This window comes from Glutamicibacter nicotianae, from assembly GCF_002797775.1.
Taxonomy (GTDB): domain Bacteria; phylum Actinomycetota; class Actinomycetes; order Actinomycetales; family Micrococcaceae; genus Glutamicibacter; species Glutamicibacter nicotianae.
In genome coordinates this window covers 2,560,321-2,578,745 of record NZ_PGEY01000001.1, presented here as the reverse complement: position 1 = coordinate 2,578,745, position 18,425 = coordinate 2,560,321, and the positions used below count along the sequence as shown (strand labels likewise).

Here is an 18,425-nt window from a genome sequence, read left to right as displayed (position 1 = left end):
CGGCCTCGATATCGGCAGGGTGGACTCTCCGATCTTAGCCAACGCCGGTGCCCTGGGGCGGATCCTGCGCGGTGGCGTCGCGCTGTGCGATGCGGACGGGGCCGAGGAAGCTTGCTGCCCTGCGCAGGACGTCATCCATGGTTTTCAGTTCGCACTCCCAGAGCGTCAGCGATTCCCAGCCAAGCGCGGCCAGGTTATCGAGGTTGCGCTGGTCCCGGGCGATATTGGCATCCAGCTTGGGATTCCAATAACCCGTATTGGATGCGGGGCGGCGCTGGCCCACCGGGCAGTCATGGCCGTGCCAGAAGCAGCCGTTGACGAAGATCGCCTTGCGCCGGGCACTGAAAACGAGGTCCGGGGAACCGGGGAGCTTTCCGCCCCGCAACGGGATCCCGGGATGCGCAGAGCGCAGCTGGGCAACTTGCTGTGCAGGCAGGATGCCGTGCACGCGGTAACGGTACCCGGCGGCATGCAGCAATCGGCGCAAGGCCAGTTCCGGCCCGGTGTTCTTGCTGGAAATGCGCGACATAAGCCGCGAACGCTGCGCCGCCGACATGATGTCCATAGTCCATTGTGCGCCGCTAACCAGGCCGTGCGTTGCTGGCTGGGCATTGACTGGATGGCTTGCTGAGGCCATCGGGTGAAACCTCTTGCAACGGTTCTCAAATCCTGGCGGCCGCAGTAGCGCGGGTGCTGGAAGCACCGATCGGCATTGGGTCGGTCGGGAACAGGCAGGAAGATTCGAGGGGGAGCCATGCGAGCAGCACGGTACTACGACCAGAAGGACATCCGGATCGAAGACATCGATGAGCCGGTGCTGAAGCCCGGAACGGTGGCCATCGATGTTGCCTGGTGCGGCATCTGCGGCACCGATCTGCACGAGTACCTGGAGGGCCCGATCTTCATCCCGCCGGCCGGGCATCCGCACCCGATCTCGGGGGAGAGCGCGCCGGTGACCATGGGCCATGAGTTCTCCGGAACCATTACCGCCCTGGGCGAGGGCGTCACCGGCCTCGAAGTCGGCGAGAACGTCGTGGTGGAACCCTACATCATCCACGAGGATGTGGACACCGGCGAAGGCCAGCAGTACCAGCTCTCCCGGGACATGAACTTCATCGGCCTGGGCGGCCGCGGCGGCGGGCTATCGGAGAAAATCGTCGTGGAACGCCGCTGGGTGCATCCCATCGGCAAGATCCCACTGGATGAAGCCGCGCTGATCGAGCCGCTGTCGGTGGCCCACCACGCCTTCGTCCGCTCGGGCGCCCAAGCCGGGCAGGTGGCCATCGTGGGCGGGGCCGGCCCGATCGGCCTGCTGACCGCAGCGGTGCTCAAGGCCAAGGGGCTGGCAGTCTACATCTCGGAGCTCTCCGAGGCCCGCAAGGCCAAGGCACGGGAAACCGGGGTTGCCGACGAGGTTTTCGATCCCAGGGACGGGGACGTGGCGCAGAAGGTGCGCGAAGCTACCGGCGGCCGTGGTGCGGATGCCGGATTCGAGTGCTCCTCGGTCCCGGCGGTGCTGGACATGCTCCTGGACGCGGTGGCTCCCGGCGGGGTGATCGTCAATGTCTCGATTTGGGGGCATAAGCCTGAAGTGGACATGCCCAAGCTGGTGCTGAAGGAGATCGACCTGCGCGGCACCATTGGCTACGCCAATGACCATCCGGACACCATTGCATTGGTGCAAAGCGGCAAGCTGGATCTGGCACCGTTCATCACCGGGCGCATCGGACTTGATGAGCTTATTTCCGAAGGCTTCGACCAGCTGATCAACAACAACGAGGAACACGTGAAGATCATCGTTGATCCGCGGGCCTAGCCAGCAATCCTCGGCTATGGGGGCCAGCCGGATACCTGGCACTGGCCCCCGGGCTGCGGCTAGTGGTGGTGTTCTGCCTGTTTCATCTTTTGAATGATTCCCGGGTCGATGTCTCCTGAATGGTGAATGCCGTGCTCGGAATGCGGTACCGCCAGTTCTCCGGCGGACGAAGCTGCCAACCCCAAACTGGCAACCGCCGCAACCGCAACTGAACCGGCAAACATGCTCCCGAGGACAACTAGGCTGCTGGACCGCACTGTCCGGTGCGGATAGTTCTTCCCCCGCTTGCGCTGCCACACGAAGACCGCCAGCACCGACAGCTCAAGCAGCAGCAAGGAAGCAATAGTGAGATCCATATTTTTCGCTCCCTCCGGGAACCCCCAAAGACCAGCAGCAATGCTGGCTAAATGCACGGAGGAGACGAGCGCCAGGCAGGGGACCGCAAGCTTCACGGCAGGTGCCGCTGCCTTCAGCAGGCTGGCAACGGCGTACACCAGCGCCATCCCGGCCCAGGCCGCGGATGCTATCGCGCCGAGCCACGCCCACCACGGTGCCGGGGCGGACCCGACCCCGAATGCCGATGCCAGGCTGGCGGAGGAGGCCGCGGCCAGCGCCGCGACTCCCAGTCCGGCGATCCCGGCATAGAGGCCGCCGAAGGCAACGGAGCCCGCAACTGCATCTCGCCCTTGCGTGGCAGGTTCGGTGGCAGGCTCCATGGCCTCGTGGGAAATCATGATCGTGCGGTATGGGCTGCTGGCGTCCGGTCCTGGGACAGCCCTACCGACAGCAGGAGAATCGCGCTGGCTAGGTGCAGGACGTTATCCGCACCGTTCAGGGCAATGATGTTCAACGCTGTCGAGGCCAAGAAGAGGCCGAGGATGCCAACCAGGAGGTAGACGGCGCCCACCGTGGTGTTGGTGAGCTTGGAAGCACGCACGGATCCGAGCCCAGCGATGAGCAGTGCAGCGCCGATGGCCAGGTGGATCACGTTGTGAAGTGGGTTGACCTCGAAAATGATCAGCTTCCCGCCCTCTGTTGCGAAGAAGTCCACGCCGGCAGTGACAAGGAACCCGAGCAGGCCGACAAGGAGGTACACGGCCCCGAAAATTGTTGCGAGCAAGCGGTTAGGCGAAGTGCGCATTGCAATCAGTCCTTCCTGGGACACGGATTCTATTCCGCGTCGAGTTCTGCGGGTTCCGGAAGGAACCCTGTAGAGGTTCTTCGGAGGAGGATGGAAGGCGGATTGGTCTTGGTTGGACTTATTTGCAGGCATCGGAGGCACGCAAGTGAGCGGGTAGGCGTTTTCGCATTGGTGTTCGGTTGAGGATGCTCTGGATCCCTCGGCAAGGAAGCTGATGCGTTGAGACAGCGAGCCGAAGATGCGTTGGGCCGAAACATCGAATAGCAGTTGAAGATCATCTGGATCCGCGGGCTTCATCTTCCCGCTGCCAGACGCTTCGCGACTATGAGATGAGTTTCATCTGCTCGTAAGCATCCAATGCAGCCTGCCGCGATTGCTTCAGGTCCACAATGGGCTCCGCGGCCAGCGGCGCGTATCGAGCCACATAGCTTCCCTGGGGATCGAATTTCTTGGCCTGCAGTTCCGGGTTGAAGACCCGGAAATATGGGGAAGCGTCGGCTCCGCTGCCGGCGACCCATTGCCAATTGGCCGAATTGCTGGCGAGATCCGCATCAACCAGGGTGTCCCAGAACCACCGCTCGCCGACCTTCCAATGCACTTGCAGGTTCTTGACCAGCAGGCTGGCTGCCACCATCCGCACCCGGTTATGCATCCAGCCGGTCTGCCAGAGCTGCTGCATGCCGGCATCGACCAGCCCGAAGCCGGTGCGCCCCTTCTGCCAGAGCCGCACCTGGTCGGCGGCGTGCGGGTCCTGCTCAGGCCAGGCCCAGTCGAAGTGGTCGAACTGCGCACGCAGATTCCGCTCCGGAAGTTGCGGGTGATGATAGTACAGGTGCCAGCAGAAGTCCCGCCAGGCCAGTTGGCGCCGCATTGCGGTGGCTCCTGCTGCAGCTTTGGGATTTTCGGCGGCAAGGCGGCCTAGGGCATCCCACATCTCGGGCGCACTCAGATGTCCCCAGCGCATAGCGGGGGACAAAGCCGAGGTGCCGTCCAGATCGGGGCGGTCATGGTGATCCGCGTAGCCTTCGGCGATTGATTCCAGCACCTGCTCCAGGCGCTGGCGCGCAGGCGCTTCTCCGGGTCCCCATTGCGCGGCGAGTCCGTCAATCCAGTCCAAAGCCGGCAACAATCCCAAGCTCTCCAACTCGTCGCTGGCGGGAAGATTAGTGTCCGGGAGAGGTTCTTGTGCCTGTGGCGCGGGCAACGGAGGACGGATCTCGTCGTCGCGCAACGCATTATAGAAAGGCGTGAAGACCTTGTAGCCGGTGTCGTTCTTGGTCAGCAACTCCCAGGGCTCATGCAAGAGCGTTCCGCTGTAGCTGTGGGCGTGGACGCCACGTGCATGCAGGTCCTGCTTGATCTGCATGTCGACGGCGCGTTCGGCGTGGCCGTAGCGGCGGTTCCAATGCACTGCCTGCACGCTGCCTTCGTGCACGAGTTCGCTGATGATCCCGGCGGCCGGGCCTTGGCGCAGGATGAGCGGGATTTTCAATTGTCCAAGCGATATGCGAAGGTCCGCCAGCGCGAGATGCAGCCACCATTTGGCCGCGCCGCCCAGCGGGCGGATGCCGGCAGATTCCTGGTCCAGGACATACACCGCGATAACCGGACCGGAGGAAAGAGCGGCATTCAACGCTGGGTGGTCGCTGGTGCGCAGATCATCGCGGAACCAAACCAGCTGGGTAGGCAAGGCCGAATGAGTCATTTGGAATTCTCCATGGAACCATTCTAGTGTTTATTTAGCTTGGCTAGCTAAATTATGGTGGATGGCCCGTCTAGCTCGGCGGCTACCGGGCATAGCAAAAGGCTGGTGGTTCCAATCAGTGATTGCACGCACCAGCCTCTTGCCGCTACCCGGGGATCAGGAGCCGTTATTCATGCCCTTGGCCGTGTCCTTTGCTTCGCTTTGCAAATGCTCGGCTTCGGAGCTGGCTTCGGATTTTACGGTCTCCACGGATTCCTGGGCGGAATCCCGCAGGTCCTCGGCGGCCTGTCGCGCAGGCTCCCGAAGGTCTTCGGCAATCTGCTTCGCCGCATCCTTGGCCTCTGCGGCCAGCGGTTCTGCCTTGTCCTTGACCCGCTGGACCAGCTCGGCTTCTTTCTGGGTCCCCGGAAGCAGCGACGAGGCCAGCAATCCTGCCCCGAAGGCGATGATTCCGGCGGCCAGCGGATTGCCCTTGGTCTGCTCCGCCACCCTGTGCGGTGCCTCCCTGACGGCTTCCGCGGCGTCTTCACTGTAGTGGTGCAGCTGGTCACTCGTTGATTCACCGGTTCCCATGACGGAGTCCTTCACCTTCCTGAATGAGTCCTTGACCTTTTCGGATTGTCGGTGGGCAATGTGGCTGGGACTGACCCTGTCGGCAATCGCGTCCACATCCTGTTGCAGGTCGCCTCGTGTCTGGGCGATTTCCGCGCGGAGTTCTTCTGAATTCTTGCTCATGGTGCATCATCCTTCGGAGTAAAAGCTGACGGAATCCTCTTGACTGTCTCGGCCGTATTAGGCAGTCCCTTGATCTCTTGCATCTTCTTCTTGGCCGCGCTAGCCAAGACCAGACCGATCACCGCCCAGAGGGCGGCGACCACCAAGGCCGAGAAGCCATAGCCAATCCAGAGCGACAATCCGAAGAAAGCCGCAACGGAAAGGAACAGCAAGACGAAATGGCCGGCAACACCGGCACCGGCATACATTCCCGCGCCCTTGCCGGCGGAGCTGGCCGACTCCTTCAACTCCGTCTTTGCCAGCTCGATCTCTTGGCGAACCAGCAGCGATACATTCTGGGTCAGGTCATTGAACAGGGCGCCGAGGGAACTGCGTTCATGTTCTGCGGAATCGGGATCTGGCGTCGTGTGAGTCATCGAATGCTCCTAGCGGTAGTCGGTGCTGCGCGGATCCCCAGGAGGGTAGGAGCGCAGCGGGTCCACATCCACCGAATCGGCATGCAGCGGGTTGCCTGCCGAATCCACGCGGGTGGTTCCCTGGAAGGACGGGTCAACCCGCACCGGACCTGGCCCGTCACCGGACGCGGCGTTCGGTGCGCTGGTGGTGCCGGGGCGCGGTTGCTGGTCGCGGTGCCCTGTGCCTTCCTTCGGCTCGCTGGCATTCCGGGTCATGCGTCCTGCCAGCAGGCCGGCGCCCAGCGCCAGCCCCAAGAAGGCGGCGGGGCGTTTGCGTGCAAAGCCCTTGACCTCATCCAGCAAGTCGTGCGGCTCGCGCTGTTCGAGCCAATCGGCGGCCTGGCCGCTGTGATGTGAAGCCCGGTCCACCAGCATGGACGCGGTTCCGCTCGCGCTGGACTGGTCCAGCATGGCGCGGAACTCATCGCTGATGTCGCGCAGGTTGGCCGCGACCTTCCGCTGCTGCGCGGAGGTCTGCTCCTTCAGGTCGGAGCCGAGTTCATCCCACAGGTGGGTGGCCTGGTCCTTGGCCTGCTCAGCGAGCATCGAGGCTTCCTGCTTGGCGCTGTCAAGCACGTGGGTTGCGGATTCCTGGCCCTCGCGCGCCAGATCCTGGGCTGCCTGCGCTTTGCCCGACGTACTGCCGCTTCCTGTGGACTGCAGGTCACCGGAATCATGCGCGTCGGCCGGCACTGGTTCGACAGTGCCCGACGGGAACAGGTCGGTTTGCGGCTCAGTCAACGGATCCGGATCGTTCAAGCCGTGGCGGACGGTTCCGGGTTGCGGGGTACTACGCGGGTCATCGGGGAATGGATTCGAACTGGTGTGATCGTTGGTGCTCATGTCTTCCCTTCCTCTGCTGCTGTCGTCAGCTGCGGGTGGCGCGACGGGTGGCCGCGCATCCGGCTCCGCAGTCCGTGCGGAGCGCTGCTGGTTGCATACGACGCTAGGCAAGAGCGCGCCGCAGGTCACGGATCGCGGCCAATCCGCAGGAAGCATTCAGGTTCGATGGCGAGAGCTCGGAGCTTCCAGGAAAGCAGGAGGCAAGCGAGTAGGATCGAGCCGGATCCCGAGCGTCCAGCGCATCACCCGGCGCAGCTGCGAGGAGTCCAGCAGCACTGCAATCCCTGCTGCCGGCCCAGTCTGCGACTTTGGAGGAACAGCGGCTTTTTCCGTGGCGAACACGCCAATACCCGAAGAGTCCGGGGCATTGGCGACGGGAGCTGGAAGACTGGGCGCTAAGTGTCCAATTAGCGAATCGTCGAAGGAGCACCATGTCCACTTATGCTGTTACCAACCCTGCCACCGGCGTCGTCGAGGCAACCTACCCGACCGCCACCGATGAGCAGATCCAGGAAGCCATGGCCAAAGCGCACCACGCCTACACCCAGTGGTCGGTCTCGGCGCTGGAGGAGCGCGTTGCCCTGCTCGAACGCGTGGCCGATATCTATGAGGCACGAGCCGAGGAACTGGCAGCGATCATCACCCGCGAAATGGGCAAGCCCATCAAGCAGGCGCTGGGCGAAATCGGCATCGTGGCGGCAATCTACCGCTACTACGCCAAGAACGGCCCGAAGTACCTGGAGGATGAGGAGCTGGAAATCGCCTCCGGCGGCACGGCGCTGGTGCGCAAGGAAGCAGTGGGCGCGCTGCTGGGCATCATGCCGTGGAACTTCCCGTACTACCAGGTGGCCCGCTTTGCCGGACCGAACCTGATGAACGGCAACACCATCCTGCTCAAGCACGCTCCGCAGTGCCCGGAGTCGGCGCTTGCCATGGAAGAGATCTTCCGCGAAGCCGGTGCGCCCCAGGGCGCGTACGTGAACATCTTTGCCACCAATGAGCAGGTCGCGGACATGATCGCGGACCGCCGGGTGCAGGGCGTCTCGCTGACCGGTTCGGAGCGTGCCGGCGCCGCCGTTGCGGAAATTGCCGGACGCAACCTGAAAAAGGTCGTGCTGGAGCTCGGCGGCTCGGATCCATTCATGGTGTTCGAAGACGCGGACGTGGCGCGCACCGCCAAGCTGGGCATGCGTGCACGGTTCGGAAACACCGGGCAGGCCTGCAATGCCGCCAAGCGCTTCATCGTCGACTCCTCGGTCTACGATGACTTCTCCAAAGCACTGGTGGAGCAGGTCTCCGGGATCACCGTGGGCGACCCGTCCCAGCCAGAGAACTTCCTCGGCCCGCTGTCTTCCGCCGCTGCCCGGGACGGACTGGCCGCCCAGGTGCAGGATGCCATCGACAAGGGTGCCCAGGTGCTGGCCGGGGGCAAGCCGATCCAGGGCGATGGCGCATTCTACGAACCGACCGTGCTGGCCGGGGTGACTCCCGAGATGCGCGCGTTCTCCGAAGAGCTCTTCGGCCCGGTCGCCGTGCTCTACAAGGTGGACGGCGAAGAGGAAGCCGTGGCCCTGGCCAACAGCACCGACTACGGGCTGGGAGCTTCCATCCACACGCAGGACATGGAACGCGCGCAGCGCGTGTCACAGCAGCTGCAAAGCGGCATGGTGGCCATCAATGAGCCTTCCGCTTCCTACCCCGAGCTGCCTTTCGGGGGAGTGAAGCGCTCGGGCATCGGGCGTGAGCTGGGCAAGTACGGCATGGGCGAATTCATCAACCACAAGCTGGTGAAGATCGCCGGCCGCTAGCCGTCCGCAAAACGGCAACGGTCCTGCCTTCCGTAAATCGGAGGGCAGGACCGTTCTCGTTTTGGCGCCTTAGGCTGCAATCGGTGCCTAGCGGTATGGCGCAAGCCGGCCATTCCCGGCTGAAGTACGTCGCGCAGTTCGGAATTTATCTGCGCAGCATTGTCATTTGCACCTGTTCTTTCGGTGTGAAGTCCGGAAGGGCGTTTGCAACAGCAGTGTGCGCCCAGTACCGGACTCGGAACTCCAGCATGCCGTGTTCCTCGGCTAGCTCGAAAAGAGAGCAGATCGGGTGGTGCGCCGGAGTTTCTTCAACTATTTCGAGAGCATCATTTGGTGGCGAGACGTGAATGAAACGAAGCCGCTCACCCTGGTTGTCGAGTATTGCCACCAGCACAGGGCAATTGTGAACGGAAACGAGACCCATGACATCGTCAACCGGCTCGTTGATTTGTCCAATGATCACCGGCATTCCCTGGATCCATCCATGCTCGCTCAGATGGGAGCGTCCCTCTCGGGATCCCAGAAGTTCCGCGACACGTTCAGCAGTTTTCGACCTGACCATACGTCCTGACATTGGTACTACCTCCACTTTGTTCGTAACTTTCGAGTTATCCCCATAAGTCACGCCACTTCGCAAATTGCGGGTTGGCTTGCTGGCAGGGCATAGTTCGCCGTCAATGAGAAGCGGAGTGTGCTTCAAGCGTAAGGTATTTGGCTTGGGCGTGGGCGGGAATCAATCCGTACCCAGCCTATTGCCAGCTCGAGTTTCCCTACTAGTCAGTAGCTGGTTCGCAGGTTTCGCAATATCATCCGAACTTCGCCGGATTCATGCGGGCGAGGACACTGCAGCGCATCAATTCCACATCCGGACCTGTTTCAGCCTTCGTGTTCGATTCATGTCGGATTGATGGGAGGTCCATGGGAATCCCTGCCTCAACCGGGTGCATCCAAGCCATGCGAACTAGTGTTTCAAAAGCCGCACGCGCAATAGCGCAAACAACTGATGCGGGTGGTCCTGCGGCGACCTGGAAATTCAACGCTGGCCAGTTGCTAGCTTGGCGCCCAAGCAAACCCATTCCGGGAGGCATGAGATGAGTACCTTTGGCATTGAAGAAGAATTCTTCATGTTTGACGCAGAAACAGGATTGCCTGCCAGCGTGGATCAGGAGCCGTTCCGTCAGGCACTGGATTCGCAACGCGACGGGGAAGTGCAAAATGAGTTTCTAGCTTGCCAAGTTGAACACGCGAGTTCCATCTGCGAAGACCGGGACCAGGCGTTGCACGAGTTGGGAAGCTTTCGCAGGGCCCTGGCAAGCAAAGCGGCCTCTAGCGGTCTGCTGGTCGCGGGCATAGGTTCGGCGCCCATGATTCCCCAGCAGCCTCCGGCATTTACCGATAACGCAAGGTATCAGGAAATCGGCAAATTCATTTCAGGAATAGCTGCCGAGCACTACATGTGCGGTTTGCACGTCCATGTCTCGGTCCCTGATCCGGAAGCCGGCGTTCGTGCACTGAATTTCTTGCGCGGCTGGCTGCCCCTTCTTTGCGCATTAGGCGCGAATTCACCATATTGGCGAGGCGTCGACAGCGGCTTCTCATCGTGGAGAACCATTCATTACCGGAAGTGGTCTGTCCAGGGAATCCCGCCATACTTTGCAGATTTCCGGGACTATGAGTCGCGTCTTGCGCGCATCAACGGCACCGCTGCTGTACCCGACCCCGGGCATATCGGATGGTCCGCACGGCTGTCGGAAAAGTATCCCACAGTCGAAATTCGTGTCGCCGATTCGCAGCTCAGAGCGCAAGATTCGGTTTTGCTTGCCGTGCTGCTGCGGGGGCTTGTCGAAACTGCCGTGGCCGGTGAATTCGAAGCTGTCGAGTATCTTCCCGAAGTCCTGGATCTGTCATTGTGGCAAGCGGCCAAGAATGGAATCACCGGAGAGCAAGTGGATACGGAAACCGGCGCACCGATTGCGGTGAAAGAGCTGGCTCGCAGGCTGCTGCGTACTGCCGAGGACGCACTGCGAGCTCATGGGGACTACGACTTCGCCGTGATTTCCCTGAGAAATATGCTGGAGACGGGCAATGGCGCGGTCCGGCAGCGAGCTGCATTCGACCGTGGTGCTTTCATGCATCTTTTGGCCAATGCCCATGCCGAAATGCAGATATAGCTTGACGGTCCCAGCGCGGGCTGCAGAGCACAGCCGGGGCCAGGCGAAGCTGGCCCCGGCTGAAGCATCACTACTGGCGCAGGAAAGAACCGGATGTGAAATCCTCTAGATTCCCAGCGAGTCACGGAGTCGGGCTACATGTCCGGTGGCATCCACCGAATATTCGATTTGCTGGATGCTGCCATCTTCATTGATGACTGCAGTGGAGCGCAAAGTGCCCACGATCGTTTTTCCACCGATGGTCTTTTCGCCGTAGGAGCCGTAGGCTGTCGCAACTTCATTTCCAGGATCGGAGAGGAGCGGGAAGTTCAGCGATTCGTCGTTGGCGAAGGCTGCCAGCTCTTCCGGTGCGTCCGGGGAGATGCCCAGTACGGAGTATCCTGCCGCTTGCAACGAATTGAGGTTGTCGCGGAAATCGCAGGCCTCGGTGGTGCAGCCTGGAGTTGCGGCCTTGGGGTAGAAATAGACGATAACCTTCTGACCTGAAAAGTCGGAGAGGGAAACTGTTTCCCCCTTGGCGTCCTGCAAGGAGAAGTCCGGAGCTGCCTGGCCTGCGGCTAGGGGGGAAGACTGGATGGACATGGATTCTACTTTCGTATAGTGATATTTTCTTTCCATTCTAAGTCCATGATTACCCAGATACCAGAGGAGTCGGTGATTTTGCCGCGAGTTGCATCGCTGCACTTTTGCCCTTCGGTTTCGTCGAGATTGCCGGCCAGTCCGAAGCTGCTTTTGCCTGCCCTCGCAGATCGCCACGCGTAATGGCTACGGCATGGATCTTTCCGCCGGCGAATATGAATCTGCTGGCCAGCTGATCACCGCTCGTATCCCAAAGGGCTTCAGGTATCCGTAATTCATCACTGCGGTGGATGCACCGAGAGCAACCATTCCGCGGGACCGGGCAGCAGCGAGTCGGGCGGCTGCATAACAGCTGCCCGACCCAGTGCATCCGGGTTTCTGCCTGACTGCGGCCAGCTACCGGCCCGCTGCCTTGGCTTCCAGGGAACGCGTCCACCGTTTGGCCAGAGCCTGGATGGCAGAAGCGCTTGCCCCTGAGATCACGGCGAATGCCAGCACCTTGCCTACGGCGGCCTGCTGCTGCTTATCGGGGTTGGCCAGTGACGGCGGTTCTTCGCCCATGGCCTTGTGCCAGATCCCGGAGACGAGCTTGGCGCCAAGCCAGCCTGCGCCGAGTGAGACCAGGGTTCCGAAGATCTTTGCCAGCAATTTCATGTTTTGCTCCTTGTGTTATCCGTCGTTTGCGGTTCGGTTTCCGGAAGGATCCGCTGTTTCCCAGTGGACCTCATCCGGTTGCTTGTCTTCGCGCCAACCGCGCCACACGGGATGGCGCAGAAGGCGCTCCGAGGTCAGTTCGGTGTATCGGACTTCTGCCACGTATTTCGGGCTCACCCAGTGGGCATCACGCCGATGCGCTGCGGGAATCTGCTTGGCTGGCGGAGTTTTGCGCTCGATCTTCTCAAGCCGTTCGCGGATCTCGGCAAGTTGCGTGTCGCTGAATCCGGTGCCCACACGGCCGGCGTACTCCAAACCGTCATGTCCCGGAATGGCCAGCAGCAGCGACGCCAGGCTGCGGCTGCGCGACCCCTGCCCTGCCCGCCAGCCAATCACCACGGCTTCCTGATGCAGCTGGTGCTTGAGCTTCAACCAGCTGCCGCTGCGCCGGCCCAGCTCGTATGCCGAGTCGCGTTCCTTGGCCACCACGCCTTCCAGGCCTAGCTCGCGGCTGGTCTCGATGGCTTGTTCCAAGGTCCCGGTGTGGGCCGGGGGAACCTGCACGTACTGGTGGTCGATATCCAGGCCCGCAAGCCGCTGGCGGCGTTGCTCGTAGGGCAGCGCAGTCAGATCCTCTAGCCCGGCGCCTTTGCCAGCAGGCAATTGCAGCACGTCGAAGAGCATGTACTGGATCCTGACGGCCGAGGCCTGCTTCGTGCGCTTCTTGCGCTGGTGGGACACCCGTTGCTGGAGCAGCGAGAAATCTGGGCGGCCCGAAGAATCCAGGGCAACGATTTCCCCATCCACTACGCAGCGGTCCGGCAGCAGCGAACCGAGAATTCCAAGTTCCGGGAAGTCTCCGGTCAGGTCATGGCCGTTGCGGCTGATCAGCTTGGTTCCACCGTCACCTACTACTGCAATTGCGCGGTAGCCGTCCCACTTCATTTCAAAGCTCCAGTCCTGCTCGATGCAGATGTCGCGGGCCGTGCCAGGCGTGGCCAGCATGGGGCGCAAGGGTTGGCCAGACAGGTCAGCCACGGCCTGCTTGGCGCTAGGCTCGCGAGCAGCGTCCGGTCCTGCGCCACTGGAATCAGCGGAGGCCCCGCCCTCGGCTGCCGAAGGCTGGTCCTTGGCCAGTTGAAGCAGCCAATTGTCCTTTCCGCCCATCCCTGCGGCCTGGATCAGCACGAACCGCCGTGGCACGCCGCCTAGCCCTCCTGCGGAATCACCGGTGAGTACCGCGATGACTTCTTTGCCTTCGCGCCATTTCTCGATAACGCACCGGCCCGAATCCCAGATCGATACTTCCCCGGCGCCGTATTGCCCCTTCGGGATGCTGCCTTCGAAACTTGCGTAGGATAGCGGATGGTCTTCGGTCATGACCGCCAGGCGCTGGACTCCGGGTTCCAGCGGCGGGCCCTTGGGCACTGCCCAGGAGACCAGCACTCCCTCGTGCTCCAGGCGGAAATCCCAATGCAGCCGGCGGGCATGGTGTTCCTGGATGACGAAAGACAATCCGGTGCCGTCGCTTCCGGCCTGAACGGACTGTGCCTTCTCAGCCTTCCCGGACTGCTCCGGCACCGGTTCGGGTGTCAGCGACGCATCGCGCTTGGAGCGGTAGGCCGCCAGGCGATCCGGGTCCTGCCGTTGCGCCGAGGCCAGTTGCGCCAGGGGTTCCATTCCATCAGCAATGCGCTCCAGCACCTCGTGGAAGTCCAGCTGCGCCAACCCCTGCGCTTCGATTTCCTCCCAGGTCCGCGGGGCCGCGACGGTGGGCCGGGCGCGACCCCGCAGCGAATATGGGCAGACAGTGGTTTTCGAGGCATTGTTCTGGCTCCAGTCCACGAGCACCTTGTTCTCGCGCAGCGAGCGCTTCATGCTGGAGAGAACCAGTTGCGGGTGCTCCTTCTCCAACGTCGAAGCCAGTTCCTTGGCCACCTCGTTGACCTGGTCTGAGGTGTATTTGCCATCCAGCCCGGCATAGATGTGGATGCCCTTGGAACCAGAGGTCACTGGGAAGCTGGGCAGCTCCATGCCGTCGAGGATCTCCCGGCAGATCAGCGCGACTTCAGCGCACTGCTCCAAACCGGCACCGGGACCGGGATCGAGGTCCAGAACCAGCCGGTCCGGGTTGGCAGGTTCCAGCGACGAATCGAAACGCCATTGGGGAACGTGGATTTCCAGCGCTGCCATTTGGGCCAGCCAGGCCAGCACCGCCTCGTTATTGACCAGCGGATAGGTATTCGCATGGGTCTTGTGCTGCAGCTTGGCGGAGGGAATCCAGCTGGGGGCGGAGTCTTCAAGATCCTTGCGGAAAAACACCTTGCCCGGTTCTTCGGCAGTGCCCACCCCGTCCACCCAGCGCTTGCGGGTAGCGGGGCGCCACGCGGCATGCGGAATCAGCGCCGGAGCCACTTGCTGGAAGTAGTCCATGACTTCTCCCTTGGTGGTTCCGGTCTGCGGGTACAAGATCTTGTCCAGATTGCTGACCTTCAGCGTGTGCCCCGCGACTTTCACGGTTTGCTCCCTGTGTGCCATGCGCTGTCCTTTGCTTTTCCGTATGGGGCCAATCTTCCCGAGCAGCGCCGGGGAATCCAGCGTTCCAAGCAAGCTTTGCGCTTTGCACCGGCGAACCTCAGTGCAGCCTGCCAGTCTCATCCGGCCAGTGACGCGCGGCCGGAAAGATGCTTCACTATGCCCATGCGAGCTATCTGGACTGGATCAATTGCCTTCGGCTTGGTGAACGTGCCGGTCAAGGCCTACGGCGCCACCGAAGACCACGACATCGACCTGCATCAGGTCCATGACAAGGACGGCGGCCGAATCCGCTACGAACGCCGATGCGAAGTCTGCGGGAAGAAAATCGCCTACAAGGATCTGGACAAGGCCTATGAAGACGGGGAACGGACCATTGTGCTCACCGATGAGGACATGGACGCTCTGCCTGCGGAGAAAAGCCGCGAAATCGAGGTAGTCCAGTTCGTCCCGGCAAGCCAAGTTGATCCCCTGATGCTGGAGAAGAGCTACTACCTCCAGGCGGACTCGAAGTCGCCCAAGGCCTACGAGCTGTTGCGCCGGACACTGGAAAACACTGAGAAACTGGCGGTGGTGCGCTTTGCCCTGCGCCAGAAGACCCGGCTGGGCATCTTGCGTGTCCGGTCCAAGGTGATGGTGCTGCAAGCGGTCATGTGGGCGGACGAGCTGCGCGACGCGGAGCAGGTGGCACCGGAGAAATCACCGCGGATCAGTGAGCAGGAACTGAAGATGTCTGCTGCCCTAGTGGACCAGTACAGCACCGATTTCACCCCGGAAGAATTCCAGGACGACTACCAGCTCCAACTGCAAGCGCTGATCGAAGCGAAAATCGAGCAAGGCGAGGAACTGGATACTGAAGCGACCTTCGGCTCCGAGGAGCACGGAAGCGACTCCGGGGAGGTCATCGATCTGATGGAAGCGCTCAAGCGCAGCATCGAGGGCCGGAAGTCAAAAGCCGGGAGCAAAGCGGCGAAGAGCAAGGAACCGCCAGCCAAGAAGGCGCCGGCGAAGAAATCCGCGGCGAAGAGCAAGGAACCGCCAGCCAAGAAGGCGCCGGCGAAGAAATCCGCGGCGAAGAGCAAGGAACCGCCAGCCAAGACAGCGTCGGCGAAGAAGTCCGCAGCCAAGAAGCCGGCTGCTGCCAGGAAACCAGCCAAGAAGAAGGCGACGGCAAAGGAGGCCTCCTCCTCGCCACACAAGAAGAAGGCCTCCGGTTCCGGGAAGAAAAGTGCCTAGCTTGCTACGGCTTGAGCACCACCTTGATGCACGCATCCTGCTTCTTCTGGAAGGTCTCGTACATCTGCGGACCGTCCGAGAGCGGCTGCTCGTGCGTGACAAGGTCGTCCAGGCCTAGCGGATCGGCTGCATCCTCGGCCAGCGGCAGCAGCTTCCGCGTCCATGAGCGCACATTGCATTGGCCCTGGCGGATCTGGATCTGCTTGTCGAACAGCTTCACCATCGGCATCGGTGTGGCTGCCCCGGCATAGACGCCGCTGATCGACAGGGTGCCGCCACGCCGCACCGCATCAATGGCCGAATCCAGCACGCTGGTGCGGTCCGCGGAGACGTTCTCCATGGCCAGCTGCGCGGCCTTGTCCGGCAGCAGCCCGGTGGCTTGCTGGAACATAGAGGAGACCGGGGAACCATGGGCTTCCATGCCCACTGCATCGAGCACGGCATCGGGGCCGCGCCCGGTGCGCCCGCGCAGTTCGCCCACCGTGTCCTTGGTGAAGTCCAGGGTCTGGATCCCGTGGCGCTCGGCCATGGCGCGGCGTTCGGCTACCGGGTCGATACCCAGCACCTCATAGCCCAGATGGCGGCCGATTCGCGCGGCGAGCTGGCCCACCGGTCCGAGCCCGTAGACCGCGAGGGTTCCGCCGTCCGGGACGCTTGCGTACTTCACACCCTGCCACGCGGTGGGCAGGATATCGGAGAGGAACAGATAGCGGTGGTCGGGCAGCTCGTGGCCAACTTTCACGGCACCATAATCGGCATGGGGCACACGCAGGTATTCGGCCTGGCCGCCGGGAACCTGTCCATAGAGTTCGGAGTACCCGAAGAATTGGGCGCCCTTGCCGTGCTTGCGCACCTGGGTGGTCTCGCACTGCGACTGCAGGTCATGCTGGCACATCCAGCAGTGGCCGCAGGAGATGTTGAACGGGATGACTACCCGGTCGCCCACCGACAGCTTGGTGATGCCGCTGCCAACTTCCTGGACAATCCCCATGGTTTCGTGGCCCAGCACGTCGCCAGCATGCATGTAGGGTCCAAGCAGCTCATAGAGATGCAGGTCTGATCCGCAGATTGCGGTGGAAGTGACCTTGATGATGATGTCCCCGGGATCCTGGATCACCGGATCCGGGACTTCGCTGAATGCGACCTTTCGCTTGCCTTGCCATGTCAGTGCCTTCAAATCATTCTCCTCCGTGCTTCGTTTGCCGGTATGGACAGCAGTCAGTCGGTATTGAACTGGTCGGTGTCCACCGCGTCCGGGTCCTGGTCTTCCGGGCGCTGCTCGAAAGCATCCTCATTGCTGCCGACCGGATTCTGCTTGTCCTTCGCGGGATCTTTCCCAGGGTGCTCATCGCGCAGGGGAGGGTTCCCCTGGCGCGTCTCTTCTTCTGGCTGATTGGAGTCCGTGGTCTTTCCTTCCTGTACCAGATGGGCGATGGCACTGACCCTGCCACACCGGGCCGAAGGCAACAAGGGATGTTTGATGGGCATTGCCTGTGAGCCGGGAATCCGCGCAATCCCGGGGATCAAGGGTGCAGTGCCGATGCTGGTTCCTGCAAGGTTGCTGAACGGCACTGCATGCCCGGGCACGACTTCCTAGGGTGTGCTGTGGGAGCGGGCCAAGCTGCTGCCGGAGAGCTGCGAGGTGCTGATGAGCGTGCAAGATCCCGAGATGCGCACGATAGGAATAATTGCCGATCCCGGCATCGCCGATGCCATGGCTAATCGGGTAGCTGCGCGGTTGGAAGGGGTCTTGGAGAAGTTGCAGGAGCAGGAGCACCGGTGGGACGTGCAGGTGGCTCCGTTCTCCCTGCCATTGGGGGAGAGTGGACGGGTGGCGTTGAATGACAAGGTGCCGAAGCTGCGGGAGAAGCACGGCTGGGACTTCATCATCTACCTGACCGATGCACCGCACTATGTGCAGAACCGGCCGGTGCGTTCGGTGATTTCCGTCGAGGATGCTTCGGCCGTGCTTTCCATGCCCAGTCTCGGGATGGCCCGGCCGCGCACGGTGGCACGGGAACTGGCCGAACTGGTCAGGGAATTGGCTACCGGCAAGCAGCCCGCCCCGCCGCTCACCCCGCTGGGCCGGGCAATGAGCGTGCATGCCAGCCGGCAGGACGGGCAGAACGAGCAGAACCGTATCACGAGCATCGAGGGCCTGCGCGGGCGGCTGCTGCTGATCGCCGGAATGGTGCGCAGCAACCAGCCGTGGAAACTGGTGCCGCGGCTTTCCTCCGCGATGGCAGGTGCGGTGGCCACCGGAGCCTTCGGCGTGTTCTACACGAGCATCTGGTCAATGGCCGACTACCTGCCCGCTGCGCGGCTTGCGCTGATCACGCTGTCAAGCATCCTGATCCTCACGCTCTGGCTGCTGCTGCACAACCGGCTGTGGGAGAGGCCCCAGGGCAACCGCCGCCGCGAGCGGATGGTTGTCTACAACGCGGCCACGGTGCTCACGGTCGGGTTTGCAGCGACGGCCATGTACCTGCTGTTATTCCTGGCGCTGCTGGCGGGTGCACTGATTGTCATTGACCAGGAATACCTCGCCTATCAGCTGCGCCACGATGTGTCGCTGGCCGAATACGTCAATCTTGCCTGGCTGGCATCCTCGCTGGGAACCATGGGCGGGGCCATCGGCTCCAGCTTCGACGAGGTCAAGGAAGTCCAGCGCGCTACCTTCAGCCAGCGCGAGTACGAACGGAGGAATATGGAATTCACCATCAGCAAGGACGAGGTGGATTGATCCC

The 18,425-nt window shown here is 62.1% G+C and carries 18 protein-coding genes; 5 read left to right on the top strand and 13 right to left on the bottom strand.

The features are described 5' to 3' along the window. Nucleotides 1–34: 34 nt before the first annotated feature. Entirely contained in the window at nt 35–637 is a 603-nt protein-coding gene (locus tag ATK23_RS11995) for a very short patch repair endonuclease (RefSeq protein ID WP_322787541.1), read from the bottom strand. A 117-nt stretch (nt 638–754) separates the two neighbouring features. On the opposite strand from ATK23_RS11995, the gene ATK23_RS11990 reads away from it, so the two are divergent. After that, complete coding sequence (locus ATK23_RS11990) at nt 755–1,816, top strand: 2,3-butanediol dehydrogenase (RefSeq protein ID WP_066142307.1); 1,062 nt, start codon at nt 755–757, stop codon at nt 1,814–1,816. Nucleotides 1,817–1,875: 59 nt separating this feature from the next. On the opposite strand, the gene ATK23_RS11985 is transcribed toward ATK23_RS11990, so the two are convergent. From ATK23_RS11985 to ATK23_RS11960, 6 genes are all read right to left on the bottom strand, one after another. Then, nucleotides 1,876–2,550, bottom strand: a complete 675-nt coding sequence (locus ATK23_RS11985) for a hypothetical protein (protein ID WP_066142305.1) — start codon at nt 2,548–2,550, stop codon at nt 1,876–1,878. Further along, the gene (locus tag ATK23_RS11980) at nt 2,547–2,957 is read right to left on the bottom strand and encodes a DUF4383 domain-containing protein (protein WP_066142563.1); all 411 of its coding nucleotides are present in this window, start codon (nt 2,955–2,957) and stop codon (nt 2,547–2,549) included. The genes ATK23_RS11985 and ATK23_RS11980 overlap by 4 nt, the downstream gene beginning before the upstream one ends. A gap of 322 nt (nt 2,958–3,279) precedes the next feature. Then, complete coding sequence (locus ATK23_RS11975; RefSeq protein WP_083515610.1) at nt 3,280–4,662, bottom strand: cryptochrome/photolyase family protein; 1,383 nt, start codon at nt 4,660–4,662, stop codon at nt 3,280–3,282. A 156-nt stretch (nt 4,663–4,818) separates the two neighbouring features. Next, nucleotides 4,819–5,397, bottom strand: a complete 579-nt coding sequence (locus tag ATK23_RS11970; protein WP_066142303.1) for a DUF3618 domain-containing protein — start codon at nt 5,395–5,397, stop codon at nt 4,819–4,821. Then, the gene (locus ATK23_RS11965; protein WP_066142299.1) at nt 5,394–5,813 is read right to left on the bottom strand and encodes a phage holin family protein; all 420 of its coding nucleotides are present in this window, start codon (nt 5,811–5,813) and stop codon (nt 5,394–5,396) included. The genes ATK23_RS11970 and ATK23_RS11965 overlap by 4 nt, the downstream gene beginning before the upstream one ends. Nucleotides 5,814–5,822: 9 nt before the next feature. Then, nucleotides 5,823–6,695, bottom strand: coding sequence for a hypothetical protein (locus ATK23_RS11960; protein WP_066142296.1), 873 nt, complete (start codon nt 6,693–6,695; stop codon nt 5,823–5,825). 431 nt (nt 6,696–7,126) lie between these two features. Between ATK23_RS11960 and ATK23_RS11955 the strand changes: the two genes are divergently transcribed. Continuing rightward, nucleotides 7,127–8,503 (top strand): NAD-dependent succinate-semialdehyde dehydrogenase, encoded by a 1,377-nt coding sequence (locus ATK23_RS11955; protein WP_066142293.1) that lies wholly within the window; start codon nt 7,127–7,129, stop codon nt 8,501–8,503. A 145-nt stretch (nt 8,504–8,648) separates the two neighbouring features. Here the strand turns inward: ATK23_RS11955 and ATK23_RS11950 are convergent, their stop codons facing one another. Next, nucleotides 8,649–8,972 carry a hypothetical protein gene (locus ATK23_RS11950; RefSeq protein WP_066142289.1) on the bottom strand — a complete coding sequence of 108 codons (324 nt, stop codon included), beginning with the start codon at nt 8,970–8,972 and terminating at the stop codon, nt 8,649–8,651. 622 nt (nt 8,973–9,594) lie between these two features. Here ATK23_RS11950 and ATK23_RS11945 point away from each other — a divergent pair. Further along, complete coding sequence (locus tag ATK23_RS11945) at nt 9,595–10,674, top strand: carboxylate-amine ligase (RefSeq protein ID WP_066142286.1); 1,080 nt, start codon at nt 9,595–9,597, stop codon at nt 10,672–10,674. Nucleotides 10,675–10,779: 105 nt separating this feature from the next. Here ATK23_RS11945 and bcp read toward each other — a convergent pair whose 3' ends face one another. The 3 genes from bcp to ATK23_RS11930 all read right to left on the bottom strand — a co-directional run bounded on the left by bcp (nt 10,780) and on the right by ATK23_RS11930 (nt 14,445). Beyond that, nucleotides 10,780–11,256: a thioredoxin-dependent thiol peroxidase gene (bcp, locus tag ATK23_RS11940; RefSeq protein WP_066142282.1), complete on the bottom strand. Its 477-nt coding sequence runs from the start codon at nt 11,254–11,256 to the stop codon at nt 10,780–10,782. Nucleotides 11,257–11,649: 393 nt separating this feature from the next. After that, nucleotides 11,650–11,907 (bottom strand): DUF4235 domain-containing protein, encoded by a 258-nt coding sequence (locus ATK23_RS11935; RefSeq protein ID WP_022875705.1) that lies wholly within the window; start codon nt 11,905–11,907, stop codon nt 11,650–11,652. A 15-nt stretch (nt 11,908–11,922) separates the two neighbouring features. Further along, the gene (locus ATK23_RS11930; RefSeq protein WP_066142279.1) at nt 11,923–14,445 is read right to left on the bottom strand and encodes an ATP-dependent DNA ligase; all 2,523 of its coding nucleotides are present in this window, start codon (nt 14,443–14,445) and stop codon (nt 11,923–11,925) included. Nucleotides 14,446–14,601: 156 nt separating this feature from the next. Between ATK23_RS11930 and ku the strand changes: the two genes are divergently transcribed. Next, nucleotides 14,602–15,678, top strand: coding sequence for a non-homologous end joining protein Ku (gene ku / locus ATK23_RS11925; protein ID WP_322787540.1), 1,077 nt, complete (start codon nt 14,602–14,604; stop codon nt 15,676–15,678). A gap of 4 nt (nt 15,679–15,682) precedes the next feature. On the opposite strand, the gene ATK23_RS11920 is transcribed toward ku, so the two are convergent. Together ATK23_RS11920 and ATK23_RS11915 are read right to left on the bottom strand one after the other, a co-directional pair. Beyond that, entirely contained in the window at nt 15,683–16,855 is a 1,173-nt protein-coding gene (locus ATK23_RS11920) for an alcohol dehydrogenase catalytic domain-containing protein (protein WP_066142276.1), read from the bottom strand. 41 nt (nt 16,856–16,896) lie between these two features. Continuing rightward, complete coding sequence (locus ATK23_RS11915) at nt 16,897–17,145, bottom strand: hypothetical protein (RefSeq protein WP_167550509.1); 249 nt, start codon at nt 17,143–17,145, stop codon at nt 16,897–16,899. A 181-nt stretch (nt 17,146–17,326) separates the two neighbouring features. Between ATK23_RS11915 and ATK23_RS11910 the strand changes: the two genes are divergently transcribed. Next, on the top strand, nt 17,327–18,421 hold the full coding sequence (locus tag ATK23_RS11910; protein ID WP_157801656.1) for a hypothetical protein: 1,095 nt from the start codon (nt 17,327–17,329) through the stop codon (nt 18,419–18,421). Nucleotides 18,422–18,425 lie beyond the last annotated feature (4 nt).